This is a genomic window from Tardiphaga sp. OK246 (genome assembly GCF_900188215.1).
Taxonomy (GTDB): Bacteria; Pseudomonadota; Alphaproteobacteria; order Rhizobiales; family Xanthobacteraceae; genus Tardiphaga; species Tardiphaga robiniae.
On sequence record NZ_FZOX01000006.1, the window covers coordinates 397477 to 422964 of the forward strand.

Annotated in this window: 26 protein-coding genes and 1 tRNA gene; 16 read left to right on the top strand and 11 right to left on the bottom strand. The window is 61.4% G+C overall.

The features are described from left to right. The first annotated feature begins 130 nt into the window (after positions 1-130). Genes CHC01_RS25925 through CHC01_RS25935 form a run of 3 tightly spaced genes read left to right on the top strand, consistent with a single transcriptional unit; the run spans position 131 to position 3309 of the window. Positions 131-2146 (top strand): acetyl-CoA carboxylase biotin carboxylase subunit, encoded by a 2016-nt coding sequence (locus CHC01_RS25925; RefSeq protein WP_089267225.1) that lies wholly within the window; start codon positions 131-133, stop codon positions 2144-2146. Between the two features lie 56 nt (positions 2147-2202). Continuing rightward, positions 2203-3009 (top strand): isocitrate lyase/PEP mutase family protein, encoded by an 807-nt coding sequence (locus CHC01_RS25930; RefSeq protein WP_089267328.1) that lies wholly within the window; start codon positions 2203-2205, stop codon positions 3007-3009. Then, positions 3010-3309, top strand: coding sequence for an acylphosphatase (locus CHC01_RS25935; RefSeq protein ID WP_089267226.1), 300 nt, complete (start codon positions 3010-3012; stop codon positions 3307-3309). 15 nt (positions 3310-3324) lie between these two features. Here the strand turns inward: CHC01_RS25935 and lipB are convergent, their stop codons facing one another. After that, a complete protein-coding gene (gene lipB / locus CHC01_RS25940) occupies positions 3325-4053 on the bottom strand; it encodes a lipoyl(octanoyl) transferase LipB (RefSeq protein ID WP_089267227.1) in 729 nt (242 codons plus the stop codon). Positions 4054-4134: 81 nt separating this feature from the next. Here lipB and CHC01_RS25945 point away from each other — a divergent pair, with 81 nt between their 5' ends. Both CHC01_RS25945 and CHC01_RS25950 read left to right on the top strand, forming a co-directional pair. Then, complete coding sequence (locus tag CHC01_RS25945; protein ID WP_068730739.1) at positions 4135-4377, top strand: FliM/FliN family flagellar motor switch protein; 243 nt, start codon at positions 4135-4137, stop codon at positions 4375-4377. A 101-nt stretch (positions 4378-4478) separates the two neighbouring features. Beyond that, positions 4479-4563 (top strand) — tRNA-Leu (locus tag CHC01_RS25950). 48 nt (positions 4564-4611) lie between these two features. Here the strand turns inward: CHC01_RS25950 and CHC01_RS25955 are convergent. The 3 genes from CHC01_RS25955 to CHC01_RS25970 form a co-directional block, all read right to left on the bottom strand. Beyond that, positions 4612-4956: an addiction module antidote protein gene (locus tag CHC01_RS25955; RefSeq protein WP_089267228.1), complete on the bottom strand. Its 345-nt coding sequence runs from the start codon at positions 4954-4956 to the stop codon at positions 4612-4614. Next, positions 4943-5254 (bottom strand): type II toxin-antitoxin system RelE/ParE family toxin, encoded by a 312-nt coding sequence (locus CHC01_RS25960; RefSeq protein ID WP_176454710.1) that lies wholly within the window; start codon positions 5252-5254, stop codon positions 4943-4945. The genes CHC01_RS25955 and CHC01_RS25960 overlap by 14 nt, the downstream gene beginning before the upstream one ends. 187 nt (positions 5255-5441) lie before the next feature. Further along, positions 5442-6638, bottom strand: coding sequence for an MFS transporter (locus CHC01_RS25970; protein WP_089267229.1), 1197 nt, complete (start codon positions 6636-6638; stop codon positions 5442-5444). A gap of 334 nt (positions 6639-6972) precedes the next feature. Between CHC01_RS25970 and CHC01_RS25975 the strand changes: the two genes are divergently transcribed. Next, positions 6973-8619, top strand: coding sequence for a UGSC family (seleno)protein (locus CHC01_RS25975; RefSeq protein WP_141137167.1), 1647 nt, complete (start codon positions 6973-6975; stop codon positions 8617-8619). Between the two features lie 42 nt (positions 8620-8661). Here the strand turns inward: CHC01_RS25975 and CHC01_RS25980 are convergent, their stop codons facing one another. Further along, positions 8662-9528, bottom strand: coding sequence for a helix-turn-helix domain-containing protein (locus tag CHC01_RS25980; protein WP_089267231.1), 867 nt, complete (start codon positions 9526-9528; stop codon positions 8662-8664). A 207-nt stretch (positions 9529-9735) separates the two neighbouring features. Here CHC01_RS25980 and CHC01_RS25985 point away from each other — a divergent pair, with 207 nt between their 5' ends. Beyond that, positions 9736-10950, top strand: coding sequence for an ABC transporter substrate-binding protein (locus CHC01_RS25985; RefSeq protein ID WP_089267232.1), 1215 nt, complete (start codon positions 9736-9738; stop codon positions 10948-10950). 152 nt (positions 10951-11102) lie between these two features. Then, positions 11103-11474: a hypothetical protein gene (locus tag CHC01_RS25990; protein ID WP_089267233.1), complete on the top strand. Its 372-nt coding sequence runs from the start codon at positions 11103-11105 to the stop codon at positions 11472-11474. A gap of 11 nt (positions 11475-11485) precedes the next feature. Here CHC01_RS25990 and CHC01_RS25995 read toward each other — a convergent pair whose 3' ends face one another. Both CHC01_RS25995 and CHC01_RS26000 read right to left on the bottom strand, forming a co-directional pair. Then, positions 11486-12784, bottom strand: a complete 1299-nt coding sequence (locus CHC01_RS25995) for a polysaccharide deacetylase family protein (protein ID WP_089267234.1) — start codon at positions 12782-12784, stop codon at positions 11486-11488. Between the two features lie 117 nt (positions 12785-12901). Next, positions 12902-13675: a polysaccharide deacetylase family protein gene (locus CHC01_RS26000; protein WP_089267329.1), complete on the bottom strand. Its 774-nt coding sequence runs from the start codon at positions 13673-13675 to the stop codon at positions 12902-12904. 172 nt (positions 13676-13847) lie between these two features. On the opposite strand from CHC01_RS26000, the gene mgtE reads away from it, so the two are divergent. Continuing rightward, a complete protein-coding gene (gene mgtE / locus CHC01_RS26005) occupies positions 13848-15278 on the top strand; it encodes a magnesium transporter (protein WP_089267235.1) in 1431 nt (476 codons plus the stop codon). 189 nt (positions 15279-15467) lie between these two features. Here the strand turns inward: mgtE and CHC01_RS26010 are convergent, their stop codons facing one another. Further along, the gene (locus CHC01_RS26010; protein ID WP_244558524.1) at positions 15468-16358 is read right to left on the bottom strand and encodes a tetratricopeptide repeat protein; all 891 of its coding nucleotides are present in this window, start codon (positions 16356-16358) and stop codon (positions 15468-15470) included. A 411-nt stretch (positions 16359-16769) separates the two neighbouring features. Here CHC01_RS26010 and CHC01_RS26015 point away from each other — a divergent pair, with 411 nt between their 5' ends. Then, complete coding sequence (locus CHC01_RS26015; protein WP_089267237.1) at positions 16770-17162, top strand: hypothetical protein; 393 nt, start codon at positions 16770-16772, stop codon at positions 17160-17162. Positions 17163-17484: 322 nt separating this feature from the next. Here CHC01_RS26015 and pstS read toward each other — a convergent pair whose 3' ends face one another. After that, positions 17485-18768, bottom strand: coding sequence for a phosphate ABC transporter substrate-binding protein PstS (gene pstS / locus CHC01_RS26020; protein WP_244558525.1), 1284 nt, complete (start codon positions 18766-18768; stop codon positions 17485-17487). A gap of 285 nt (positions 18769-19053) precedes the next feature. On the opposite strand from pstS, the gene CHC01_RS26025 reads away from it, so the two are divergent. After that, positions 19054-20277 (top strand): CaiB/BaiF CoA transferase family protein, encoded by a 1224-nt coding sequence (locus tag CHC01_RS26025; RefSeq protein WP_089267239.1) that lies wholly within the window; start codon positions 19054-19056, stop codon positions 20275-20277. Positions 20278-20366: 89 nt separating this feature from the next. Here CHC01_RS26025 and CHC01_RS26030 read toward each other — a convergent pair whose 3' ends face one another. Continuing rightward, positions 20367-20762 (bottom strand): hypothetical protein, encoded by a 396-nt coding sequence (locus tag CHC01_RS26030; RefSeq protein ID WP_089267240.1) that lies wholly within the window; start codon positions 20760-20762, stop codon positions 20367-20369. A 562-nt stretch (positions 20763-21324) separates the two neighbouring features. On the opposite strand from CHC01_RS26030, the gene CHC01_RS26040 reads away from it, so the two are divergent. From CHC01_RS26040 to CHC01_RS26060, 5 genes are all read left to right on the top strand, one after another. Then, positions 21325-21810, top strand: a complete 486-nt coding sequence (locus tag CHC01_RS26040; RefSeq protein ID WP_089267242.1) for a lysozyme inhibitor LprI family protein — start codon at positions 21325-21327, stop codon at positions 21808-21810. 186 nt (positions 21811-21996) lie between these two features. Further along, positions 21997-22659: an HAD family hydrolase gene (locus CHC01_RS32040; RefSeq protein WP_141137168.1), complete on the top strand. Its 663-nt coding sequence runs from the start codon at positions 21997-21999 to the stop codon at positions 22657-22659. A 278-nt stretch (positions 22660-22937) separates the two neighbouring features. After that, entirely contained in the window at positions 22938-23270 is a 333-nt protein-coding gene (locus tag CHC01_RS26050) for a helix-turn-helix domain-containing protein (protein ID WP_089267244.1), read from the top strand. Between the two features lie 96 nt (positions 23271-23366). Next, positions 23367-24185 (top strand): aldo/keto reductase, encoded by an 819-nt coding sequence (locus CHC01_RS26055; RefSeq protein WP_089267330.1) that lies wholly within the window; start codon positions 23367-23369, stop codon positions 24183-24185. Positions 24186-24271: 86 nt separating this feature from the next. Then, complete coding sequence (locus CHC01_RS26060) at positions 24272-25075, top strand: YdcF family protein (protein WP_089267245.1); 804 nt, start codon at positions 24272-24274, stop codon at positions 25073-25075. 4 nt (positions 25076-25079) lie between these two features. Here CHC01_RS26060 and CHC01_RS26065 read toward each other — a convergent pair whose 3' ends face one another. Further along, a complete protein-coding gene (locus CHC01_RS26065; RefSeq protein WP_089267246.1) occupies positions 25080-25394 on the bottom strand; it encodes a DUF3253 domain-containing protein in 315 nt (104 codons plus the stop codon). Positions 25395-25488 lie beyond the last annotated feature (94 nt).

A 25488-nucleotide genomic window follows, 5' to 3' on the forward strand; every position in this document is an offset into this window, starting at 1 on the left:
GCCGATCCGGTCCAGACGTCTTCTCTAGTTTTTGTCCGCGACAGAATTGTTACGACTGCGGCGCCATGCCACATTGTACCGTCGACCCCATCTTTCCGATCCCGCCTCAAGGTTGCAAGTAAGACAGCTCATGTTCAAAAAAATTCTGATCGCCAATCGCGGCGAGATCGCCTGCCGGGTCATCAAGTCCGCCCGCAAGATGGGTATCAAGACCGTCGCCGTCTATTCCGAAGCCGATCGCGATGCGCTGCATGTCGAGATGGCCGACGAGGCTGTGTTCATCGGACCTCCGGCCGCGGCTGAGAGCTATCTCCTGATCGAGAAGATCGTCGAGGCCTGCAAGCAGACCGGCGCCGAAGCCGTGCATCCCGGCTACGGCTTCCTGTCCGAGCGAGAAGCCTTCCCACGCGCGCTGGAGGCCGCCGGTATCGTGTTCATCGGCCCCAATCCCGGCGCCATCGCCGCCATGGGCGACAAGATCGAATCCAAGAAGGCTGCGGCCAAGGCCAATGTCTCGACGGTGCCGGGCTATCTCGGCGTCATCACCGACGACAAGCACGCCGTGAAGATCGCCGACGAGATCGGCTATCCCGTGATGATCAAGGCGTCCGCTGGCGGCGGCGGCAAGGGCATGCGCATCGCGCATTCGACTTCGGAAGTGGTCGAGGGTTTTAACCTTGCCAAGGCCGAGGCGAAGTCGTCGTTCGGCGACGACCGCGTCTTCATCGAGAAGTTCATCGTCGATCCCCGCCATATCGAAATCCAGGTGCTCGGCGACAAGCACGGCAACGTGATCTATCTCGGTGAGCGCGAATGTTCGATCCAGCGCCGCAACCAGAAGGTCATCGAGGAGGCGCCGTCGCCGCTGCTCGACGAGACCACCCGTCGCAAGATGGGCGAGCAGGCCGTGGCGCTGGCCAAGGCCGTGAATTACGACAGCGCCGGCACGGTGGAATTCGTCGCCGGCCAGGACAAGAGCTTCTACTTCCTCGAAATGAACACCCGCCTGCAGGTCGAACATCCCGTGACTGAACTCGTCACCGGCGTCGATCTCGTCGAGCAGATGATCCGCGTTGCCGCCGGCGAGAAGCTGCAGCTTGCGCAGAAGGACGTCACGCTGACCGGCTGGGCCGTGGAGTCCCGCGTCTATGCGGAAGATCCGTTCCGCAACTTTCTGCCGTCCATCGGTCGTCTCGTGAAGTATCGTCCGCCGGCCGAGAGCAAGTCCGACAACATCACCGTGCGCAACGACACCGGTGTGCAGGAGGGCGGCGAGATCTCGATCTATTACGATCCGATGATCGCCAAGCTTGTCACCCACGCCCCGTCGCGCGCCGCCGCCATCGAGGCGCAGTCTCATGCGCTCGACGCCTTCTATATCGACGGTATCAGACACAATATTCCGTTCCTGTCGGCGCTGATGAGCCATCCGCGCTGGCGCGAGGGCAATCTCTCCACCGGCTTCATCGCCGAGGAATTCCCGAAGGGCTTCGCCGCCAGGGCGCCGGAGGGCGAAGTCGCCCGCCGTATCGCCGCGGTGGCCGCGGCCGTCGACTCCATCTACGGCGAACGCAAGCGGCAGATTTCCGGCCAGTTGATCGGCCGTCCGGTGACCCGTGCGGGTCGCCGCGCCGTGTGGCTGGAGCGCGAGGAGATCGCGCTCGACGTGGCCCGTGACGGCGATGTCGTGACGGTGGCCTTCGTCGGTGCTGACGGCAAGACGGGTGCGCCGCATAAGCTCTCGTCGTCCTGGAAGCCGGGCGTGCCGGTCTGGGAAGGCACCATCGATGGCCATAACGTCGCCATGCAGGTGCGCCCTCAGACGTCGGGCATCCGCATCGCGCATCAGGGTTATGAAGTCGCGGTCAATGTCTTCACCGAGGCGGAGGCTACCGCTGCGCGCCTGATGCCGGTGGGCGTCAAGGCCGACACCGGCAAGAAGCTGCTGTGCCCGATGCCGGGCCTCGTCGTCTCGATTGCCGTGACCGAAGGTCAGGACGTCAAGGCCGGCGAGACCCTCGCCGTTGTGGAGGCGATGAAGATGCAGAACGTGCTCCGCGCTGAACGCGACGGCACCGTCAAGAAAATCCATGCCGCTGCTGGCGCAACGCTGGCGGTGGATGCGCTCATTCTTGAATTCGCGTGACGACCTTCCGGCAACGCCGTTACGGGCTCCGGGCGATCCTGTCCGGCGATCGCTGCATGCGTCCGGGATCGGTCTATGACGCGATCTCGGTGCGTATCGCCGAGGACCTCGGCTTCGAGGTCGGCATGTTCGGCGGCTCGGCGGCGTCGCTCGCCATTCTCGGCGATCCCGACATCGCGCTGATCACGCTGTCCGAACTCACCGAGCAGATGCGGCGGATGTCGCGCGCCGGCTCGCTGCCGGTGCTGGTCGATGCCGATCACGGCTATGGCAATGCGCTCAATGTCCGCCGTACGGTGGAAGAACTGGAAGCCGCTGGCGCCGCCGGCCTGACCATCGAGGACACGCTGCTGCCCGCCGCCTTTGGCGAAGCGAAGGCGCAGCTGATCTCTCCGGAAGAGGGGCTCGGCAAAGTCAAGGCTGCACTGAATGCGCGACAGGATCCGGCGCTGGTAATTGTGGGGCGTACTGGTGCTGCATCGATCACTTCCGTGGATGACGCGATTGCGCGTGCCAAATCCTATGAAGCCGCCGGCGTCGATGCAGTGATGTTCACCGGTCTGAAGTCGCGCGCCGAATTGCAGGCAGCGGCTGCGGCGACCACGCTGCCGATCGTGCTCGGCAACCCCACCGACGACATGGATTGGGATTTCCTCAGCGCCCAGCGCGTCCGCATCGCCATTCAGGGCCATGCGCCGATCTCCGCGGCGACCGCCGCCGTCCATGCGACTCTTAAAGCAGTACGCGAAGGTGCGGGGCCGAAGGAGCTGAAGAATCTTGCCTCAAGCGAGTTGATGGACAGCGTCACCCGCGGTGCCGTCGTGAAACAGCGCGGCATCGATTTCCTGGGACTCAAGAAATAAATGACCGGCGTGATCCGTCACGTGATGATCCTCGGCCGCGTGCAGGGCGTTGGTTATCGCTACTGGGCCGGCCAACAAGCCTCGTTGCTCGGCCTCGAAGGCTGGGTGCGCAACCGCCGCGATAACAGCGTGGAAGCTGTGTTTGCGGGACCCGCCGATATTGTCACTGACATGATCGAGGCGTGCCGCCGTGGTCCAGCGGCCGCGCGTGTCGATAGTGTCGTGGTGAGCGATGCCACGCCCGACATGCTTGCCCTACGCGTTAACGGCGAGGTTTTCTCGCAATTGCCGACGCTGTAATTTCGATCGCGTCGCTCAGACCGCCGTTTCCGCCGCGAACTGCTCTGCCTCGCCAAACACTTCCCCGAACGCCTGCCGCATCGCCACGTCCACATCGGTCATGCTAACGGGCAAGCCGAGATCGACCAGACTGGTGACGCCGTAACGCGGATCGACCACGCCGCAGGGCACGATGGCGTCGAAATGCGCGAGGTCCGGTTCCACATTGATGGCGATGCCATGGAACGAGACCCAGCGCTTGAGCCGCACGCCGATGGCGGCGATCTTGTCTTCATATCCTGTGCCCTTGTCGGGCCGGGTGACCCAGACCCCGACCCGGTTCTCGCGCCGTTCGCCCTTCACGTTGAAGGCGTCCAGCGTCCGGATGATCAGGTCTTCCAGTGCCGCCACATAGGCCCGAACGTCGGGCCGGCGCGCCTTGAGGTCGAGCATCACATAGGCCACCCGCTGACCGGGGCCGTGATAGGTCACCTGGCCGCCGCGGCCGGTCTCGAACACCGGATACCGGGCATCCAGCAGGTCGTCCGCCTTGCCTGACGTGCCGGACGTATAGAGCGGGGGGTGTTCCAGCAGCCAGACCAGTTCCGGCGCGGTGCCGTCGGCAATGGCCGCAGCCCGGGCTTCCATCTCAGCGACGGCCTCGGGATAGGGAATCGGGGCATCGGATACCCGCCATTCCACCGGCCGGCCAGCGAGGCCTCGCGAAAACACTGTCAAATCGAGGGTTTGGCGGTCATTAACCATTGGCTAACCATAACATGTTGATCTCACAGGCACCGCAATCTTGCATCTGTGCGATCCTGCATCTGGGAATTTGAGGCCGACGTGCCAACCCTCGATAAAATTACCGTCGATATCATGGTGGTTCTCGGCACCACGTCGATGCCCGTCCATCAGGTGATGCGGCTGAGCCGCGGCGCCATCATCGAACTGGATGCCACAGAGCAGGACGAGGTCAAAATCCTCGCCAATAACCTGCCTGTCGCGTCAGGCGTGGTGATGGTCGATCGCAACCGGATTGCGGTCGAGGTCAAGCAGATGCTGCCCCGGTCGCCTGACCACAGATAGGTGACCCGGAGAGGCCAAGAGGCCTTGTCTCCCCATCATTGGTTTGTTACATCGGCGCCGGTTGATCCGGCCGGGCGATTTGCCCTCGCCGGATTTCTTTAGCGCTCGTGGCGGAATTGGTAGACGCGCTGCCTTGAGGTGGCAGTCCGTAACAGGGTGGGGGTTCGAGTCCCTCCGAGCGCACCACAGACCTCAATAAATCCAAGAGTTTGACGGCGGATCTTGCTAAACGGGTTAAGTTCGCGGCGCCGGGCGGACTGTTGCGTTGCCGCCAGACGCGGGCTCTTGGCTAGCCGCTGCGTGTGCCGTCAGCTGCATTCCCATAGCTCCGATCACGCGGAGGATAGTCGCGAATTCCGGATTTCCGGTCTCGCCGAGCGTTTTGTAGAGCCCCTCGCGGGTAACGCCCGCCGCCTTTGCGACCTCGGCCATGCCCTGTGCGCGCGCTACGACATTCAGGGCATCGCGGACTTCGTTGGGATCGCCATCGGCGAGAACCAGGCTGAGGTATTCGGCGCGCGACTCGGGGGTCCGAAGATGCTCGGCAGCGTCGAACTTTTTGAGTTTACTGACTTTCATGTTCAGTCCTCCAATGCTTCCGCCACTTCGATGGCCTTTCGTATGTCTTTGCTCTGCGTCGCTTGTCGCCGCCGCAGAGCAGAATGACGAGCACTTGGCCGCGCCGGGTGTAATAGACGCGATAGCCCGGCCCGTGATCGATCCGGAGTTCCATCACTGGTCCGCCGACTGACTTGGTATCCCCGGGGTTGCCCGCTGCGAGACGGTTGATCCTGCGAACGATATGCAGAATGGCGCGCTGGCCTTTCAGAGCAGCTAGCCAGTTGGTGAATTCGGGTGCTTCGCGAATTTCTACCATGTGGGGATTGTAATCTATAGATTACATAGCCGCCAGCAAAAAGTAATGGATGGGGTGCAATCAATCGCGCTGCGCATCACCGGTAAACACCGGCTGGTCTGCCGGGTCACCGGCAAAGGCGAGACGCAGCAGCTCGATATCGTTCAGTGCCGGTATCATTATTGAGGTGGCCAGAGAGCTACGGGCCTTACCCGCTCGCTGCGAGCACCAGGGCGCAGATCGCTGCGACGGCGCCGATCAGAAACGCCGTCCCGTACCCGAACAGCCCCGCCGCATATCCCACCACCGGTGCGGTCAGACCGATCGCCAGATCGAAGAAGGCGATGAAATTCGCCACGGCGCGGCCGCGCTGTTCGATGGGCACGCGGCGCGTGGCCTCGACGCCCATCGAGGGAAAGATCAGCGAGAAGCCGATGCCGGTGACTAGTGCGCCGAGCAGTGCGAGCATCGGATTCGTCGACAGCCAGATCAGCGCCTGGCCGAGCGCCTCGATGGCCAGCGACGTCATCGCGACGCGCGCGCCGCCGAACCGATCGGGCAGGTGGCTGCCGACCAGGCGCACGAAGATGAATCCGGTCGAGAAGGCGGCGAGCGCGATGCCGGCGCCGGACCAGCCGCGTTCGACATAGGTCAGGGCGAGAAAGCCGGTGATCCCCGCGAAGGGAACGGTGGCCAGAAACAGGACCGTGCCTGAACGCCAGATTAGTCCGATCACCTTGTAGAACGGCGTGCGTTCGGTGCTGCCCGACACAGGCACATCAGGGATGGCGTAGGCAATCCCCAGTGCGATCAGTGGCGAGATCGCCGCCAGCACGCCGACGCCGGCAAAGCCGATCGATGCATAGACCGCGAGGCCGATCGGTGCGCCCAATCCAATCGCCGAATACATGGCAATGCCCTGCCACGACATCACCAGACCTGTGCGATGCGGGCCGAGCCGTCCGATGCACCAGCTCATGGCGCCGGTGATGAACAGGCTTTCGCCAAAGCCGAGCGCGACGCGGCCGATCAGCAGCAGCGTGAGCTTGCCTTCGGCCGGCAGCGGCAGGGTGGCAGCAAGCAGATAGAACAGGCCGGCCAGCGCTGAGAGCGGCAGGCCGAGCCGGATCGCGTAGCGCGCGCCGTGATGATCGCTCAGCGTGCCGGCGCGGTGGCGGGTGAGCACGGTCACCACCGACTGGATGCCGATGGCGAAGCCGATCACGCCGGCCGAGAAGCCGAGCTGGTCATGGATGTAGAGCGAGATCGGCGGCAGCGGCAGGCCGACCGAGAGGAAGCCGAAAAAGACGATCAGCACCTGCTTGATCAGGCTCTTGCGGTCGTCGCGGCTGAGAGGCGCAGGTCTGGACGCAGCTTTGAATTTTGGAGGAGCGTTCTGGTTCATGTCGACGTGCTTTCGAGGCGGCCAGCCACGTTGGGGCTGTCCGGAGCTGAGCACGTTGAGTGACGTTAACGCTTACGGCTGGGAGATACCCTGCAAGCGGCTGGTTACGGCGAAGCAGGTTCCTCTGTCAAGGTTGCGATGCACCGGCCGGCCGTGCCCGTTGACGGGTTTGTGCCCGGACGCGCGCAAGATAACGAAACTTATCCAACATCATTCAATATTCGCACGCCCGCTCCGAGCAAGGTCCTTGCAACAGGTCAGTGCAAGGAAGCATCGGATGATGACAGCGACGCCTTATCGAACGGTCTCGCCGGGAGGGGCGCCTTCGATCGAGATGTTTTATCCAGCGAACCGCCCCGCGACCCTTGCAGGCCGCCGGATCGCTTTCGTCTGGGACTACCTCTTTCGCGGCGATGAGATCTTTGCGCTTCTGGAGGAAGCTCTGGGCGAAGCCTGTCCGGGCGCAACCTTCGTGAGCTACGAGAAGTTCGGCAATACACTCGGCGGCAATGATCGCCAGGTGCTCGCCGAACTGCCCGGCAAGCTCGCTGAACATGGCGTCGATGTGGTGATATCCGGCATCGGCTGCTGCGGCGCATGCACGCCGGCGGTCATGCGTGCCAGTGCCGCAATCGAGAAAGCCGGCATTCCAACAGCCTCGCTGGTGTGCGAGGGCTTTGCCGGACAGGCCCGTGCAGTATCTCCGGGTCTTGGTTGCGCCTGGCTGCCTGTGGTGGAGATGCCAGGATATGTCGACAGCCTGAGCAATGCCGAATTGCGTGACATGGTGTTGTCCCACACGGCGAATGCCGTCGTGACATGTCTGACTGCACAGCCGGCGCCGCAGGGAAAAGCGGCCGGGATATATTCGCCGACCGAGATCGTGGCGACGGGCGACTTCAAAGAGATCAACGAGATCTATCGGGTCGAAGGCTGGTCCGACGGCCTGCCGGTCGTTCCGCCGACACGTGACGCGGTGGCAGAGTTCTTGAAGTTTACGTCCTATCCGCCGGACAGGCTGATCGGTTGTGTCCAGCCATCCGGATCCGGCGTGACGATCTGGAATGTAGCGGTCAATGGCGTCATGGCCGGGTGTGCGCCAGACTATATGCCGGTCCTGGTCGCCATCGCCGAGATCATGGCCAGCCCTGCCTTCGGGGTCGAGCACAGCGGCGACACGACGGGCGGCGATCCGCTGATCGTGCTCTGTGGTCCGGTCATTGAAGCGCTCGGGTTCAATTGCGAAAACGGCGCGCTGCGTGAAGGGAGCAGGGCCAACACCACGGTGGGACGGTTCCTGCGTCTCTTCCTGCGCAATGTTGTCGGGCTGCGGCCGGGAGAGGGCGACAAATGCACGTTCGGCCATTCCGCCCGCGTGGTTCTCGCCGAGCATGAGCTGGAAGTCGCAAAGCTGGGCTGGACGACATTCGCAGGGCGCCAGGGCTTCGCAAAGGGCGCCAGTGTTGTGACGGTCGGACGGTTCACGGGCGACACTGTTGTCGGCTCCATTTACGGCCGCGATCCCGAAGACATCGCGATCTATCTTGCTGACGGTTTGATCCGTCAAAGCTGTTGGGAACTATGTTTCACGGCCGGCCTTGCGCCGGGCACCCTCCGGCCGCTCGTGGCGATCAGTCCGATGGTCGCCAAGACGCTGGCGAAGGCCGGAAGCAATATCGAGGATCTTCGCGAACGGCTTTATCGCCATGCCCGGATTCCCGCCTGGAAGTTCGAAGCCTATATCGGCAAATACTCCAACTGCGTTCCGGGACGCAGAACGCTGCGGCGACTTCACGAAGACGGGCTTGCTGCCGCGCATTTCGCCGAAAGCGACGATCCGAACCGGCTGGTGCCCATCGTCGAGCGCGCGGAACATATCCTGATCGTGGTGTCGGGCGATCCGTATCGGTCCAACGCGATGGTCTTTGGCAGCAACGGACTTCACGGCTTTCCGACCAGCCAGGAAATACGGCTTGCGTGATCGACGGTGGCCGTGCGGTCCTTGCTCTGCGACCGTCAGTCGTTACAGGCCGGGAAGCGGCCACGCGATGCGCGGACGGCTGGTTGCCGGCTGCGACTGAAAGGCAAGATGGTCCTTCCTGAGCCGGCCGGGCGTGATGCCGGTCACCCGCTTGAAGGCGCGTGTCAAATGGGCTTGGTCCGCGAACCCCGTTGCAGCGGCAACGTCTGCCACGCTTTGTCCCTTGGACAGCATTTCGAAACTCCTGTGAAGGCGCTGTTGCATGTGCCAGGCGTGCGGGGGGATTCCGACGATACCCGTAAAGCACCTGACCAACAGAAAGCGATCTATCCGCGCAAGTTGCGCAAGCTCGGTGAGCGTGACGTTGCGGTGAAGATAGGCGGCGAGATATGCCTTGCAGGTCTCGACCGCGCGCAGTTCGATCGGTTTGTGAGATGCCCTCTGCGGAAGGCGGGTGTGTCGGGTCAGAAAGTGCTCCAGCACGTCAAGCAGCGCTTCCTCTTGTGCAAGCACGGGTGCTCCATTGAAGCTGCGGAACAGCGTCTGCAGAACGCGCTTCATGCCGTCGTCGCAAATTGCGGTCTCGCAGAGAAAGCGTGCGCCCTGAGGGTGGTGCCGTTCGAGCACGTCCGATGGAATGGTGATCGTGTGATAGTACCATCCACCTTCAACGCCTGGTTCGGCCGCATGCACTTCATGCGGAGGCACCGCCAGAATTTTCCCCGCATCGGCGAAGTGCGTCACGCCCCGGCAATGCAGCGCCTGTACGCCGTCGCTCAAGAGCGACAGCATCAGTCCGTCGTGGCTGTGCCGGGGCAGGACATGGTCGCGATATCGTCCTGCGACCACCTCTATCCCACCCAGATTGTGCAGTTTCAGGCCACGGGGAAGAGTCTCGTCGATTGCCATGCTTGAGCTTAGGAGGACGGCGCGGCGGGACGCAAGCGCTTTGCGCCGCTCCGGCCTACGCGTGCGAAATATCCAATAACGTTCAAGCTTTCACGCTCCACCTCTGGCATTCGAGAATCCGGCCATGTTTTTGCATGACTGGTTTCGAGCGCGTTTTGGACGGGGGGAGCCGATCGGCGAGGTCGGCTGTCGTGAGGGGAAGGTGGAATGCCAGGCTCAAGGTCTTGTTTCATACTGCTGGCGCTTGCATTGGTTGCGCCCTTTGCGACGCTCGGCGACGGCCGCGCTGAAGATGCGCCGCTTCGGATCGGCGTTCTCAATGATCAGTCGGGCAGTACCGCGGATGTGACCGGGCTGGGGTCGGTGATCGCGGCGCGCCTTGCAATTGAGGACTTCGGAGAGAAGGTGCTTGGGCGTCGCATCGAGCTGCTCTCGGCCGACCATCAGAACAAGACCGATATCGCAGCGGCGATCACGCGCCGATGGATCGACGTCGAGAATGTCAGCGCCATCGTCGACGGTGGCACCTCCGCCGCCGGGCTGGTGATCCAGGATATCGTCAGGGAGAAACAAAAGATCGCCATGTTCTCCGGCCCGGCGACGTCCGACTTGACCGGCAAGGCCTGTTCACCGCTCGGCTTTCACTGGACCTACGACACCTATGCGTTGGCCAATACGCTGCCGAGAGCGATGGCGAAATCCGGCGTCGACACCTGGTTCTTCATCACGAGCAATTATGCGTTCGGTCATGCGCTCGAGCGCGATGCAACGATAGCCATCGAGCGGCTGGGCGGAAAGGTGCTCGGCCGCGTGAGGCATCCGCTCGGGACGGCCGATTTCTCATCCTTTCTGCTGCAGGCACAGGGATCCGGTGCCAAGATCATCGGTCTCGCCAATTCCGGCGATGACTCGCTGAACACGATCAAGCAGGCTGATGAATTCGGCATCGTGAAGGGAGGCCAGCGACTTGGCGGCCTTCTTCTTCTCATCAACACCGTGCATGGTCTCGGACTCAAGGCATCGCAAGGCATCGTTATCGCCGAGGCCTTCTATTGGGACCTGGACGACGAGACGCGCCGCTTTTCCAAACGTTTCGAAGCGCTCGCCAAGAAGAAGCCCAACATGATCCAGGCGGGCGTTTACAGCGCAGTCACTCACTATCTGAAATCCGTTCAGAAGGCGGACTCGATCGCCGGACCAGCCGTCTCCGATACGATGCAGTCGCTGCCCGTAAACGATTTCATGAGCAAGGACGTCAAGATCCGCAAGGATGGTCGCGTTATGCGCGACATGCATCTGTTTCAGGTTAAATCTCCATCGGAGTCCACAGGACCCTGGGATTACTACCAGTACCTTTCGACCGTTCGGGGCGAGGACGCATTCAGGCCCGTAGCGGAAAGCGAATGCACGCTGCTCAAATAGATGTGTTGCAGGGCAAAGCGGACTTGGCTTAACCAAATCGAAAGATCGATCGCAGTTGTCGTTGTGTTTTAGTGCTCCCGTAACGATCTACCGCTAGCAGTGCCGCAACCCGGCGCCGACCATCCCGTGCCGGTCGATCTTCCGGAGCGGACATGAAATATCTGAGCTATGCCTATCGTTTCATCTCCAACTTTGCCTTCCTGGCGCTGGTCTATTTCAGCCTGAATTTCGTCGGCACCTACCAGCAGCGCGCCATCGTGGCGGCGCTGGTGCTGGCCTATGCGGGTATGCGGGCGATCTCGGCGCTGCGCACCTTCATCTTCTTCAAGGCGATCGAGAAGCTCGAACTCGAAGCACGCCGGCTCGGCGGCTTGTCTGGTGAGGGCCCGGCTGCCGTGGCAACACGCAGGACGGTCGTGAAGGACGTGGTCGAGCAGCGCCAGGCCGGCGAGATGAAGTCCTATATCGACCTGCTGTTCCTCGGCATCATCGTGGTGCTGTGCATCGCCAAGATCGTCAGCTGATCCCGTCGCGCTCAGTGCGGGGCGGCAACTGCCGTCGGATGCAGGCCGGGCGGAATGGCGCCGGGGATGGTGCGTTTGGCAGCGCTGGCATCGAGCGAGATCAGTTTCGCAATCGCGTCTGAATCGCTGCCGCGGGCAGGCGCCGTCTGTTGTGCGTGATGTGGTAGCTGCACGAGTGCCTTGATCGGCTTGCCGTGACGTTCGGCGAGCTCGAACAGGGTCTTTGCCGGCACCGGTAATGTGGCTGTGTCGGTCATCGTCTGCAGCGGTGCTTCACGGGGCCATGGTGCCTGTTCGGGCTGCGGCACGGCATTGCGCGGCCGACGCATGCGATCGAAATTCTCAGTCAGTGACAGCATCTGGTCGGATGCCGAGATCGCCGGCGCGGGCAGCATGTCGTCATGGGCAAAGGCGAATGTCGGCACCTTGTGCCAGCGCGTGACGGCCACGGTCTCCGACACAGGATGCAACTGCCACTGCTGCGGCTCCGTGGGCGTCTTGGGCTTGTCGGGTGTCGCCGCCTCGACATGGACGATGCGATAGCCGCCGGCCTTGAGGTCGCGCAGGATGCCGGGCAGGGCGGCGACGGTGCGCGGCTGGATATCGTGCAGCAACAGGATGCCCTTGCCCTTGGCGGCGATGCGCGAGATCGCGAGGTCATGGACTTTCTGCGACGACACATGGCGCCAGTCGTCGGCGGGGAAATCGGCGCTCCAGGTCTGGATCCCGCGCGAGGCCAGATAGTCCTCGACGACGCTGGCGCGCAGCAGGCCGGGAATGCGGAAGAACGGCGACAGCAGCGCGGGATCGCCGAGCGCCGCCGTGGTGTTGGCGATGCCGTCCTCGATTTCCTGCTGCGCCTTCTCGATCGGCATGCGGTTCATGCTGAGGGGATGGTTCTGGCTGTGGGTGCCGACGGTGTGGCCGAGCGCGATCAACTTGCGTACGCCTTCGGGATGCTCCTTCGCCATCCGGCCGATGATGAAGAACGTCGCCTTCACGCATTCGGAGGCCAGGATATCGAGGATCGCGTTCGAGTGTTTCGGGATCGGACCGTCGTCGAAGGTCAGCACGACCTCCTTGTCCTGGAGCGGCAGCGTCTCGGCATATTGCATGGTGCCGATCTTGGGGTGCTCGCGGGGATCGACCACTATGGTGCGCGAAGTGCCGAGCGCGCGGGGATTGCCCGGGCACGCCTCGGCCGACAAAGCGCTGGTGGTGGAGGCTGCGGCGGCGGTGAACAGGGTCAGGCCGGTGAGCAGGCTCAGGCACAGAAGGCGTCGTGCCCGGTCAGTCGTCGCCTTGTTCATTGGTCGATCCGTCACTCGCTTTGATGTCGGCTGTGAAGTTACCGGGGCGGCTGTGAACGCAATGTTAATCATGTCGGCCCGCCGACGGTATTTTCCGCATCCTGATGGTCGCGCGTTCTACTGGGAACTGGAGCGGGCGGACCCTGCGGCCGGCGGCACGATATGCACGACCCGGTAGCGGTTCTCCCGGAGATAGCGCAGGAAATCGGGCAGCATCGCGGCAGTCTGCGCCTTGGTGTCGTGAAACAGGATGATTCCCCGCCCGGCGGCCTTCAGCCGGCCGGTAATCAGCTCCAGTTGTTGCTGCGGGGTCATGGGATTCCAGTCGCTGGCCCAGAAATCCGCGCCGAATACGGCGATCCGACGGGACTGCAGCATGTCCAGCAGGGCCGGGGTAGACTCGAAATAGGGAAACCGGAAGAACGGCGTGGTCGGCACGGTGGTGGCCTTGCCGTTCAGCGCCATTTCGTCGGCGCTGATGCCCCGGTCGATCTGTTCGACGGCCGCCGCATTGCTGATCTTCTTGAGGTCGGCATGGGCGAGGGTGTGATGGCCGATGGTATGGCCCTCGGCTGCCATGCGCTTCACCAGCGCCGCATTGGCCATCGCGCTGTTGCCGATCAGGAAGAAGGTCGCGCGAACACATTCGCGCGACAGCGCCGTGAGAATTTTCGTCGTGGTCGGCGCATTCGGGCCATCGTCGAAGGTCAGCACGACCTCGCGGTCTTCCAGCGGCAGCGTGTCCGGAAAACTCTGCGTTCCGACCCGCGGAGTGGTCTTCGGATCGACCGTCAGAACGCGCGCAGTGCCCAGCGTATCCTTGCGCGGGCAGTCCTCGGCATGGGCGGCAATGGTGGAAGCAATCAAGGCAAAAATGGCGGCCTTCAACACGTTCACGACACTTTCCCGGCCGCTGATTTGGCGCACCGCATTTTTCCGATTGCATCAGGCATTGCGCATTGGGTAATGCCTGATGCGAGCTTCCGTTCACAGATGGATTAGCGCATTTCCGACAGGATAGCGCTAGCTCCGTCACCCCCCAAACAAGCAGGCGAGGTGCGGCATGGCCGATGACGTCGATCTCGCCCAATCGGTCGCTCCCGAGGAATTGTCGGCGCTCGACAGGATGCCGATGCGCGATGCCGAAGGCGACATCCGCCCGGAATTTGTCGAGGCGATCTCGCACGCGGTTCAGGTAGCCGATACCGCATTCCTCAAGGAGATCGTCGGCGAGCTCCATGAGGCCGATCTTGGCGATCTGATCGAAGCCCTCGATGCCGACGAACGCGCGCCCCTGATCGAGCTGACCGGCACGGATTTCGACTTCTCGGCGCTGAACGAAGTTGACGACACCGTCCGCGAGGAACTGCTCGAGGAACTGGAGCCGGAAACTGTCGCCGAGGGTGTCCGCGAACTCGATTCCGACGATGCCGTCGAACTGCTCGAAGGCGTCGACGAGGAGGTCCAGGACGAGATTCTCGAGAAGCTGCCGCTGTCCGAGCGCGTGGCGCTGGAGCGGAGCCTCACTTACCCGGAAAACTCCGCCGGCCGGCGGATGCAGACCGAGTTCATTGCGGTCCCGCCGGACTGGAATGTCGGTCAGGTCATCGACTATATGCGCGAAACGCCGGACCTGCCGGACCGGTTTTACGAGATCTATTCCGTCGGCGCCGATCAGCGCTGGCAGGGCGCAGTGTCGCTGGACGCGCTGCTGCGCGCGCGCCGTCCGGTGCTGCTGGCTGATCTGATCGATGAGGACCGCCGCCGCGTCTCGGTGTTGGACGATCAGGAGGAAGTGGCGCGGATGTTCGGCAAGTACAATCTTGTCGCCGCGCCTGTGGTCGATACTGATGACCGGCTGGTCGGCGTCATCACCATCGACGACGTCGTCGACGTCATCGAGGAGGAGGCCGACGAGGACCTCAAGGCGCTCGGCGGCGTCACGTCGGACGAAGAACTGTCGGACAATTTCTGGACCATCGCCAAGGGTCGCTTTACCTGGCTGCTGATCAATCTCGCCACCGCCTTCATCGCGTCGTCGGTGCTGGGCCTGTTCGAGGACCAGCTGCAGCAGATGGTGGCGCTGGCTGTGCTGGCGCCCATTGTCGCCAGCCAGGGCGGCAATGCCGCAACCCAGACCATGACGGTCGCCGTGCGCGCATTGGCGACGCGGCAGCTCAATCCCAACAACGCCATGCGCATCGTGATCCGCGAAGGCCTTGTCGGCCTGATCAACGGACTGGCCTTTGCCGTGATCACCGGCATCGCCGCCTATGCCTGGTTCAGGACGCCCGGTCTCGGCATCGTCATCGGCCTTGCAATGATCTGCAATCTGATCGCCGGCGCACTCGGCGGCATCCTGATCCCGATGGTGCTCGAACGCGTCAAGGCCGACCCGGCCGTGGCCTCCGGTACATTCGTGACCACCGTGACCGACGTGGTCGGCTTCTTCGCTTTCTTGGGGATCGCGACGCTGTGGTTCGGTCTGAAGTAGTCCGCAGTCCGTATGATGGATAAAGCACAGCGAAACCCATCCTTTTTAGGCAGGATATTTTCAAGGTCGCGCTCGGCGAACTTTCCTTGAAAATTGTTACTTGAGCCATGCGCTCGCGCTGGAGGCGGACCCCGACCGGCGTTAACAGTCCATAGCCTCGCACACCGCAGTTCGCACGAGCAGCTTCTCCTAGATATTCGATCCGGTTTTGTCGCGTACCGCCACAACCCGTTTCAAGCATATCCGTGCATCTTCAAACCGACCCTGCTCTTTATATAGACCTGCAAGATTCATCAGAATCCCCGCAATATCTGGATGGCTCGGACCTAGTGAACTTTCCAACGTGGCGATTGATTTCTTGAACAGAGACTCAGCATCGGCTTTTCGACCTTGGCGCCAATAGAGCACGGCCATAGTGTTCTGAGCCTGTGCGATGTCGGGATGGCTGGAGCCGAAAGCCTTCGCGTTCACCACAATCGACCGTTTAAGCAAGCGCTCCGCATCAGCATAACGCCGTTGATGGAAGTAAGCATCGGCCAGGTTGTTCATCAGCACCGTGGCTTCGGGATCGTCGGGACCTTTCGCCTTCTCCAGTATGGCTAGTCCTCGCTTGAACATTGGCGCGGACTGGGCATAGTTGCCCTGCATGCTGGCGACAGCACCGAGATTGCTCAGCGCAAGGACAATAGACGGATCGTCAGGGCCACGCGATTTTTCGGTGATCAAGATGGACCGTTTAAGGAATATCGTTGCCTCCGCGTATCGCTGCTCTGCGCGGTACAGGTCGCCCAGATTGTTGAGCACCATGGCAATTTCCGCATGATCCGGACCGAGCGTCTTTTCGCGCAAAGCGAGCGACCGCTTGTAAAACGGTTCCGCCACGGCGTATTGGCCTAATTGGTAGTGGATGGTTCCAAGGTCATTCAGCGCCATAGCGGTGTCTGACTCGTTAGAGTTGGGATCCGCCTCGCGAAGGGACAACGCTTTTTGAGCTAACGGCAACGCTTCCAAATATTTGCCCGAACGATAGAATTCTTTCATCTGCATGGTGAGGCTGAAAGCAGTTTCGGTATCTTCCATCGCAAACGAGGGCCCGACAAACGAAAGGGATAGGCCAATTACGGTGAAGGCAGCACAAATCGATGCTCTGAAAGCTAACATTGCAAAATCTCTCGATTGGATTTCAAGCGTTCGCTCTATTTGTGCTTTTCAACGGGAAGAAGTTCAATGAGGCGGGATGCCGGCGTGCGACTTGGCTTTATACGGCCGCAACGTCCCCTTGGTTTTCTCCCATGCGCCCCCGCTTGAGAAAGGCCGTCTTACATTGAGCGTGAGAGTGGTGGTGACGCTTTTATTTTAGGACCGTCTGCGGGGGGGAGGCCGCGCTCTTAGGCGTTCTTGCCATTGAGCTATCCTAATTTCGGCTCTGAACCTTGTGAGGCAATCAGCGACATATTGAACAATGCTTAAGTATTGCATGGAGGTGCGAAGATGAAGTCGATCGGATTGGTGATCGGGAGAGGGCTGCTTGTGGCTGGTTTGCTGATATCGGCGGGATCGGCGCTGGAGGCGGGGAGTGATGACGGTTTCGCAGCGTTCTGGACGCAATTCAATGCTGCCGTCGGCAAGAGCGACCAGCAGGCCGTATCGCAGATGGTCAAATATCCGATCCTTTACCAAGATCTACGACAAGCGGCTGATTTCCCTGTGATCTGGAAGGGTGCTTTCAAACCGGCGCAGCGGAAGTGTCTTGCCAAGCAGAAGCCCGTCATGGACACCCACGAGGGTAAGGTCAGTTATTCTGCTTTCTGCGGCGAGCTCATCTACAGTTTCGCCAAGGATGATGCCGGCTGGAAAATGACGGATTTCGCTGTAAACGATTGATAGGACTAGCCTAGGCACCGACCGGCCTCAGCGGGTCTCGGTCAGCCCCTTGTTCGTCAGCATCGCGTCAACGGCGATCGGCGGTGGCTTCTCGGCCACGCTAAACCATTCCATCAATCTCACTCCATGACGGCCGAAGCCCTAGCCTTCAGGGCCGTGGCGCAAGCGGAGTCGACGCGATGTCGGCCGACGACTGTTTCCATCGCTCATAGAGCGCGGGGAGTTCTGCCGATCGTCGCATTGTGGGACGGGCACGAAGTGCCGCTCGTACCGGATAGGCCCGTGGTGCGTGAGCCGGTCGTCGTGCGAGGCTTCGGCCTTCTCAATTGCCCTTTGCGACCGTCGTGTCATCTTGCTGCGCAGGCCCTGCGTCCAGATAAGCCTCTATCTGCTTTACCAGTTTCGACGGGAGCGGAACGTAGTTGAGTGCTTCCGCGTGGGCCTGTCCGTGTTCCAATGCCCAACGTAGAAATGCCAGCGCGCTGGTCTCGCTCTTTGACCACGCCGGTTTCCTGGGCATGAGCACATAGGTGGTCGCCGCGATCGGATAGGCGTCTGCGCCGGGGGCATCTGCGAGAATCACCGCGAAGTCTTCAGCGGCTTTCCAATCGGCGTTCTCGGCCGCGGCACGAAACGAGGCCACCGTCGGCATGGCGAAGTGACCGGATCCGTTTTGCACCGACCCAAATGATATTCGGTCGAACTTCTGGAGCGCATACGAATATTCGAGATAGCCGATCGCGCCTGGCACCATGGCGACCAGCGAAGCGACGCCATTGTTGCCTTTGCCGCCAAGTCCGAGCGGCCAGTCCACCGAATTGCCTTGCCCGACCTTCGTGTTCCAATCCGTGCTGATTTTTGACAGGTAGTTTGTCCAGTTGAAGGTCGTACCCGACCCGTCCAGACGATGCACCACGGTGATCGGCAAATTCGGCAGAACCAGTTCCGCGTTGATCGAACGAATGCCCGGATGGTCCCATCGCCGGATCTTCCCTAGGAAGATGTCCGCCAGAACAGGTCCCGTGAAACGCATCTGCCCGGGCAATATACCCTGAACGTTGACGACCGGGACCACGCCACCAATGGCGAGAGGGAATTGAAGCATATTGAGCTTCTTCAGTTCCGCGGGGCTCAATGGTCGATCGGTCGTGCCGAAATCGACGGCGGCTTTCTTGATCATGTCCACGCCGATGCTGGAGCCGACCGGTTGATAGCTGACGCGATCGCCGCTGACCGCTTTGTATGCGGCGCTCCACTTCTCGATGATCGGGGCAGCGAATGTCGAGCCCGCGCCGCTGGCTTCCGCCGCCGGTGAAGTGCCTGGGGAGAGGAGTTGAAGAAGCAGAGGAACCAGCGCGATATATCTGCACATTTTAATGTCCCCATGTGCGGGTCGGGCGCAAGATATCGGAACCCGTTCTTCGTGCACGAGCCTCGCGGACTCCCGCAGCGGCGGAAGCCTGCCGATGAGACATGTGTCCATCGGCGGGATGATAGGTTCAAAGCGTGCTCTCGATTTGCAGAACGTCGTGTTCTGCGGAGGTTCGCTCCCGGCCAACTGACTGTCGTATTCTTCAAGCGCGGGGCAATCATCGTAGATTGGCAAGCAAGGGCTGAACGTTGTGTTGCCTGCGGGACGCCGCGCTCATGTCTCCTTCTGGTGCAAAGCGGTCGGCCTTACTCTGGATGCGGTCTTACCCCTGATGATGCATAGGGGGCTGCTCAGTCTTGAAATTTCGGCATCCGGAAATCAAGAGCGCTGTTCCGTACCCTCTTGAATGGGATAGCCCTCATGCTCACAAAGCGGTGCACTCGGGGTGATTTTCCTGTAAGCGCTCGCTTCACACGTTCTCCGTGGCCGACGTGACGAACCAACATACAGGAGGAATACATGCCGGCTCTGCCGCTCTCGGGCATCAAGGTTATCGATATGACGCGGGTGCTTGCCGGCCCGATCGCGGGTCAGATGCTTGGCGATTTCGGCGCCGAAGTCATCAAAATCGAACGCCCCGGAACCGGCGACGATTCCCGCGCATTCGGCCCTCCCTATCTGAACGACCCGGACGGCAGCAGGCGAGACAACTCCTTCTATCTTTGCGCCAATCGCAACAAGAAATCGGTCACCGTCAATGTGGCCAAGCCTGAAGGCCAGGAGATCATTCGCGAACTCGTCAAGACCGCCGACGTGTTGTTGGAAAACTACAAGGTCGGCGACCTCAAGCGTTATGGCCTCGACTACGACGCGATCAAAGCCATCAACCCGCGCATCGTTTACTGCTCGGTGACGGGCTTCGGACAAACCGGTCCCTACGCCACACGCGCCGGCTATGATGCGATCCTGCAGGCGATGGGTGGTCTCATGAGCGTGACGGGCCATCTCGATGGCGAGCCGGGCGAGGGCCCCATGAAGGTCGGTCCCTCGATCGTGGACTATATGACCGGCTTGAATGCCACCATCGGCGTGATGTCGGCGCTCTATCATCGCGATGCCGGCGGCGGCGAGGGACAGCAAATCGATGCTTGTCTGTTCGATACGGTGATCGCCTCCCTTTCACATTGGCTCCAACCCTATCTCATCAGCGGAAAAGTCCCGCCGCGGCGCGGAACCTGGGGCAATGGCGGCATGCCTGCCGGTGTCTTCCGTTGCACCGATGGCGAGTTGATGCTCGTGAATGGCAATGACGGCCAGTTCCAGCGGACCTGCGAAGTGCTCGGAGAGCCGGACCTGGCCAAGGATCCGCGCTTCCTGAAGAACAACGATCGTGTCCAGCATGGCAAGGAGATCATGGCCATCTTCGCCGGTCTTTTCCTGAAGCAGCCCGTCGCCCATTGGCTGGAACGTCTGGAGGCCGTCGGCGTGCCGTCAGGCCCGATCAACGACTTCGATCAGGTTTTCGCGGACCCTCATGTGAAATCCCGCGGTATGCGCGTGAGCTCGAACCATCCCTTCGAGCCGGCGCTTTCGCTCGTACGAAATCCGCTGATGTTTTCGGGCACGCCGATCACCGAATATCACGCGCCGCCACTTCTCGGCTCCAACACGGACGAAATCCTGTCCACCATCGGCTACGACGGCGAACGGATCGCCGCGCTGAGGACGAAGGGCATCGTCTAGGCTGGTCGGGGCAGGCGATCGATGGCGTCACACCTGTATTCGCTCTCATCTCCGACCGACCGCAAGTCGGTCGGAGAGCCAATTAAACTTTAGCTGTTCGCTCGCGCGTTCATGCTCAACGTTCGGCCATCGGATAGCCACGAACACACCGCGGCTGGTAGTCCTCCGACGAGCCCAACCATCAAGATTGGCCATAAGTCGTTTGATCCTCCCCACATGAAAAGCATGATCAAGACTGCAGGGAGTGCTGCCGTCACCGCCGTTCCCATAACTCGGAGTGGCTTTGCAGAAAGCATCCAATCGACCCAAGCCAGCAGCAAGGCCGGGATAACCGCGATTGCGTAGGACTCAACCATCCAATCGAGAAGATTCTTAAACCCATCAGGCGCCGTGAATACGACCAACGCAAGAGGCGGAAAGAGAGCCGGGAAAATCAGAAAACGTTTCATGCCACCTTCGTCAGTCTTCGTGGCGATCTTGTTCAATTTTGAAGTCTCATAGTGTTGCCAGCGGCGTAGCCGGTGGGTGCCCCAAACCGGTCCTGCCGTCGTTATCCGTCAACGTAGCAGCGTACTCAACGCAACAATTGCAGCACTAAGGTCGGGCTTGCGGCGACAACGGCACTCAAAGCGAAGCAGACAGAGCCTAGGGCGAGAGCGCCAACAAATCCGTGCTGCTGCCAGCCATAAGGAGCACTGAAAATGTGGCCGCTCCAACTACAGATATCGTCCGTACAACTTGAATTGCGATCTTCAGAGTCGCCATGTCGGCGCTCCTATTCCACATTCAGATGAACCAATGCTGGGCCTTCGATGACCAAAGTTGCATGCGTCACTTATTGTCTGAAAATCTCGTGAGCCAGGTCAAGGCATATTCAAAGGCATCGATTGAAGAGAGCGTAGCGAAAGCCGCGTACCCGCTCGTTTCGCTTTCCCACTCGACGTCCGGCCCTTCCGCCCCACCCGCCGGTGTACCGGCTCGCGGGGCTTCATTTGCTCACAGTGGCATTGCGTTCCATATTTTCGATGCGCCGAACGGAGATCTCAAATGAAGCTCAAACTTTCCGCCGCGCTGCTCGCCGCAAGCCTCCCGCTCTCATCGATAGCTTTCGCCCAGGGCACCGCGCCCGCCGACGTTACAGTGATCAATGCTTGCCTGAAGACCGCGGAGGAAACCGGCGGTTTCGGTGGCGCGTGTGTCGGGCTCGTCGCCGACCCCTGCATTAAAAAGGCGGAAGGCGTGAATGACGATGTCGCCAAATGGAAAGCCTGCGCGGCGCGCGAACTCGCCATTTGGACGCAGAAAACCAATGAGGCGCTAAAGAAGGTTGAGGCCGGCGGGTTCGCCGACAAGATCAAGGCGGTCAAGGACTCGCAGAAAACCTTCGCCGCGTCGCGTGATCGCTTCTGCGCGGTCTTCGACAAAGTCGAGCCCGGCATGTACCGGGGCGACGCGAACTACTGCCGCCTGCGCGAGACCGCGAACCGCGCGCTGAGCTTGATCAAGCTCGGCGCTGCGGTCAACGAGCACTGAGACCTCTTAGTCCCACTCTCGATTGTCTCTCGCATAGGCGTATCGTCGATGTGGCGGCAGAGCGCGAGAGCTTTCCGCTGTTTTTGCAAACGACGTGACAGCCCTTCGAACAAAACCTGAAGTACCTCTTTCGTCACGATTTTATATGGTTCGACCATCCTTGTTAAACGAGAGAAGCTATTGCAGATGCGCTCAATTTCTAATGTAAGCCAATGCAGAGTTGATGGTCGAAAGTCGCTCTTCTTGCTCCTGCTTTTATTTGCGATCCCCTCGGATGACTGCTCCGCGCAGACACCGCCGCCCCCAATCAACGAACGTGCGTTCGAGCGCGTGCCGCCGACAGTCGTAACGAGGTTGGCGACCCGCTTTTCGCTAGGCTCATTTGCGGGCCGCTTCGAGGAGACGCGGCTCGACGCGGTTCGCGAAGCCCTGGGCGAAGGGACCATCCAACACCGAGGCGACGCTGGAGATAGTATCTATTGGCTGTGTTATCGGCGCGCGCAGCATCGATTGTGGATCGTGTCCGGCGGGGAGATAGGCGGCCCGGATCATCTCGTCACGGAAATCGTTGAAGAGCTCACCGAGAAAGACGCCGGGGTTTCGACCGATTGCGGCATTATCCCGGAAAAATTCTCGCCCGTCATCTTCGACGGCAAGCTGCATTTAGGTATGTCGCGTCAGAAGGTAATCACGGCGTTGGGACCGCCGTCGAAGTTGGAAGCTGCTCAGATCGTGTATTCGCACGAGGGGAAGCTCGCAGACGGTTTCGATGAGACCGCTTGGCTCATTCTCCGATTTCGTGAAAACAAGCTTGTGTCCATGCGCGGCGGCAAGACCACAACGAATTGAAGTGGCTGCGAGCAGCGTTCGCGCTTTGCGACGGATGAGCGAGCCATGCCCGCTCCCGCACGACCTGCATCACATACCCGAGCCGAATGCCTATCGATGCCCGGATGGCGGCTCATGGTTCAAAGCGGCCTCGCTCGCCGAAGCATGTTTCACGCGGTTTCAGCAACAAGGGTGCCCGGCCATCCCGCATCTCTTGGGGCCGACGATCGCCAACATCGGGATCGCCGGCTCACTTGTCTTCACGGCTCCTTAACTGCAATCGACGACCATCACGCGCAATGAGGTCGAACATGCGCTTGCGGTTGAAGGCTGACGGACGGATCGTCGAATTGCGGGACGGGCACGAGGTGCCGCTGGTTCCCGATATGCCTGTCGTGCCGGAGCCGGTCGCGGTGCGACCCGGCGAAGCCGAAGTGCGCGATCTGCGCCGCCGCGCGCAGCTGACCCAGATGGAATTTGCCGCGCGTCTTGGCGTTCCCGTCGAGACGATTCGTAATTGGGAGCAGGGCAAGCGCATGCCGCGCGGTCCGGCCCGTGCCTTGCTGGCGGTGATCGCACACGCACCGGACACGGTGTTCGCGGCGCTTGCACCGGTTGCTGCGGACGCCTGAACGATCACTGTGGATTATCGCCTTTGCTGACGCACCGGCGATGTCCGGGAAAAGCTTGTCGGCGTTCGTATCGTTGCTCCGTCAGAGGAGAAGATGATGCAGTTCGTGGAAGCAAACGGCGCCCGCATCCCGGCCATTGGCCTCGGGACATGGGAATTGCGTGGCCGCATTTGTGCACGCGTCGTCGAGCAGGCGATCCGGCTCGGTTATCGCCACATCGACACCGCACAGGTCTATGAGAACGAGCGCGATGTCGGCGAGGGCATCCACGCGGCGCACATTCGCCGTGACGAGATGTTCGTCACCACCAAGGTCTGGACCACGCATTTCGCGCCTCACAATCTCGAACGCTCGGTGAAGGAGAGCCTGACGCGGCTGCGGATGACCGAGGTCGATCTGCTGTTGCTGCACTGGCCGAACCCGCAGGTGCCGCTGGAGGAAACGCTCGGCGCACTGGCGCATGCCAAGCAGATGGGCCTGACCAGACATATCGGCCTGTCGAATTTCACCGTGGCGCTGATCGAACAGGCGGTCGCTGTGTGCCCCGAGCCGCTGGTCTGCGATCAGGTCGAATACCATCCCTATCTCGACCAGGTGAAGGTGCAGGGCGCCTGCCGGCAGAATGGTCTGGCCATGGTCGCCTACAGCCCCATCGCCCAGGGCAATGTTCGCGGCGATGAAACGCTTGCCGAGATCGGCAAGGCACATGGCAAGAGTGCAGCACAGGTTTGCCTGCGCTGGCTGGTCCAGCAGGGCGCGGTGGCGATCCCGCGCACCTCCAAGGTCGAGCGTCTGTCGGAGAATATCGACGTGTTCGATTTCATGCTGTCCGAAAACGAGATGTCCCGGATTTCGCATCTGGCGCATCTGAAGGGGCGGCTGACCGACTACGGCTTCGCGCCGAAATGGGATTGATCCATCAGGCCGACCGGCATTTGCCGCATTGATCTTGTGGGCAGGATGGCTCATGCAGTGACACCGTCCGGCAAGCCAAGGGCCTCATGTTTTTCACGTTCTCCAAGATGCTCGGCTTCTTCACGGAGCCGTCCAATGCGATCGCCATCATCTGCGTGGTCGGCATTGTGCTGGTGCTGTTGCAGCGCCAGCGTGTCGGGACATTGCTGGTGACCTTTGGCATCCTGTTGCTGCTGCTGTTCGGCTATTCGCCTGTTGGCAATGTGCTGATGCTGTCGCTGACCGAGCGTTTTCCGAAATGGCAGGACGATGGCCGTGCACCCGATGGCATCATCGTGCTCGGCGGCGCCATCGATTCGGATTCGTCCGCGGCACGCGGCTCGCTGGAGATCAATTCGGCCGGCGAGCGGATAACGGCGATGCTGGAGCTGGCGCGCCGCTATCCGCAGGCGCGTATCGTCTTTACCGGCGGCGCCGGCAGCCTGATTGAAAAGTCGCTGTCCGAAGCGCCCGTTGCCGGCGAGCTGCTGCAGCGTTTCGGCGTGGCCCCGGAACGCGTCACGCTCGAAACCGCTTCCCGCACCACCGACGAGAATGCCGCCTTCACCGCAGGCCTGGTGTCGCCGAAGCCCGGCGAGCGCTGGCTGCTGGTGACATCCGCCTGGCATATGCCGCGCGCGATCGGCGCGTTCCGCAGGGTCGGATTCGATGTCGAAGCCTATCCGGTGGACTGGCGCACGCGCGGCTGGATCGACGCCACCGAGACATTCGATTCCGCCAGCGCCGGCCTCGGCCGGAGCGACATCGCGGTTCACGAATGGGTCGGGTTGATCACCTATTGGCTCGCCGGCCGCAGCAGCGAGTTGCTGCCGGCGCCGAAGAAGCGGTGATGCGTTACTCCGCCTTCGGCAGTCCCAAACGGTACACGCCGCGGAAGTCGTTGGGATCCTCGACCGGCTTGCCCTTGCGATAGATCACGAGGCGGTCGGCGAGCGCTAGCGTCACGGCGGCGCGGCGGATCGGCATCAAGAGCGCGTGCCAGTCGCCCTCAGGCTCGATCACATGCGCGATCTCCGGCGGGCTCAGCGTGCCCGCGCCGTTGCGGGTGAGCGCGTCGAGGATGGCCTCGTCGAGCGGCAAGGGCTTCGGTTTCGGGGCCAGCTTGGTGGCGGCTGACGGCTTCGGGGTCTTCGAACTGGGCTTGGACATGCTCTGCCATGACTCATCGTACCGCATGACGCAAGCTGTGGCTTGGCGGACATGGCGCGGGGCAGGGCGCGACGCTATGATCGGGCCAGTCGGC

Excerpts from the sequence above, each read along its gene's own strand:
- CHC01_RS25925 (WP_089267225.1), top strand. The coding sequence starts at position 131 with ATGTTCAAAAAAATTCTGATCGCCAATCGCGGCGAGATCGCCTGCCGG.
- CHC01_RS25930 (WP_089267328.1), top strand. The coding sequence starts at position 2,203 with ATGCGTCCGGGATCGGTCTATGACGCGATCTCGGTGCGTATCGCCGAG.
- CHC01_RS25935 (WP_089267226.1), top strand. The coding sequence starts at position 3,010 with ATGACCGGCGTGATCCGTCACGTGATGATCCTCGGCCGCGTGCAGGGC.
- lipB (WP_089267227.1), bottom strand. The coding sequence starts at position 4,053 with ATGGTTAATGACCGCCAAACCCTCGATTTGACAGTGTTTTCGCGAGGC.
- CHC01_RS25955 (WP_089267228.1), bottom strand. The coding sequence starts at position 4,956 with ATGAAAGTCAGTAAACTCAAAAAGTTCGACGCTGCCGAGCATCTTCGG.
- CHC01_RS25960 (WP_176454710.1), bottom strand. The coding sequence starts at position 5,254 with ATGGTAGAAATTCGCGAAGCACCCGAATTCACCAACTGGCTAGCTGCT.
- CHC01_RS25970 (WP_089267229.1), bottom strand. The coding sequence starts at position 6,638 with ATGAACCAGAACGCTCCTCCAAAATTCAAAGCTGCGTCCAGACCTGCG.
- CHC01_RS25975 (WP_141137167.1), top strand. The coding sequence starts at position 6,973 with ATGTTTTATCCAGCGAACCGCCCCGCGACCCTTGCAGGCCGCCGGATC.
- CHC01_RS25980 (WP_089267231.1), bottom strand. The coding sequence starts at position 9,528 with ATGGCAATCGACGAGACTCTTCCCCGTGGCCTGAAACTGCACAATCTG.
- CHC01_RS25985 (WP_089267232.1), top strand. The coding sequence starts at position 9,736 with ATGCCAGGCTCAAGGTCTTGTTTCATACTGCTGGCGCTTGCATTGGTT.
- CHC01_RS25990 (WP_089267233.1), top strand. The coding sequence starts at position 11,103 with ATGAAATATCTGAGCTATGCCTATCGTTTCATCTCCAACTTTGCCTTC.
- CHC01_RS25995 (WP_089267234.1), bottom strand. The coding sequence starts at position 12,784 with ATGAACAAGGCGACGACTGACCGGGCACGACGCCTTCTGTGCCTGAGC.
- mgtE (WP_089267235.1), top strand. The coding sequence starts at position 13,848 with ATGGCCGATGACGTCGATCTCGCCCAATCGGTCGCTCCCGAGGAATTG.
- CHC01_RS26010 (WP_244558524.1), bottom strand. The coding sequence starts at position 16,358 with ATGGAAGATACCGAAACTGCTTTCAGCCTCACCATGCAGATGAAAGAA.
- CHC01_RS26015 (WP_089267237.1), top strand. The coding sequence starts at position 16,770 with ATGAAGTCGATCGGATTGGTGATCGGGAGAGGGCTGCTTGTGGCTGGT.
- CHC01_RS26025 (WP_089267239.1), top strand. The coding sequence starts at position 19,054 with ATGCCGGCTCTGCCGCTCTCGGGCATCAAGGTTATCGATATGACGCGG.
- CHC01_RS26040 (WP_089267242.1), top strand. The coding sequence starts at position 21,325 with ATGAAGCTCAAACTTTCCGCCGCGCTGCTCGCCGCAAGCCTCCCGCTC.
- CHC01_RS32040 (WP_141137168.1), top strand. The coding sequence starts at position 21,997 with ATGCGCTCAATTTCTAATGTAAGCCAATGCAGAGTTGATGGTCGAAAG.
- CHC01_RS26050 (WP_089267244.1), top strand. The coding sequence starts at position 22,938 with ATGAGGTCGAACATGCGCTTGCGGTTGAAGGCTGACGGACGGATCGTC.
- CHC01_RS26055 (WP_089267330.1), top strand. The coding sequence starts at position 23,367 with ATGCAGTTCGTGGAAGCAAACGGCGCCCGCATCCCGGCCATTGGCCTC.
- CHC01_RS26060 (WP_089267245.1), top strand. The coding sequence starts at position 24,272 with ATGTTTTTCACGTTCTCCAAGATGCTCGGCTTCTTCACGGAGCCGTCC.
- CHC01_RS26065 (WP_089267246.1), bottom strand. The coding sequence starts at position 25,394 with ATGTCCAAGCCCAGTTCGAAGACCCCGAAGCCGTCAGCCGCCACCAAG.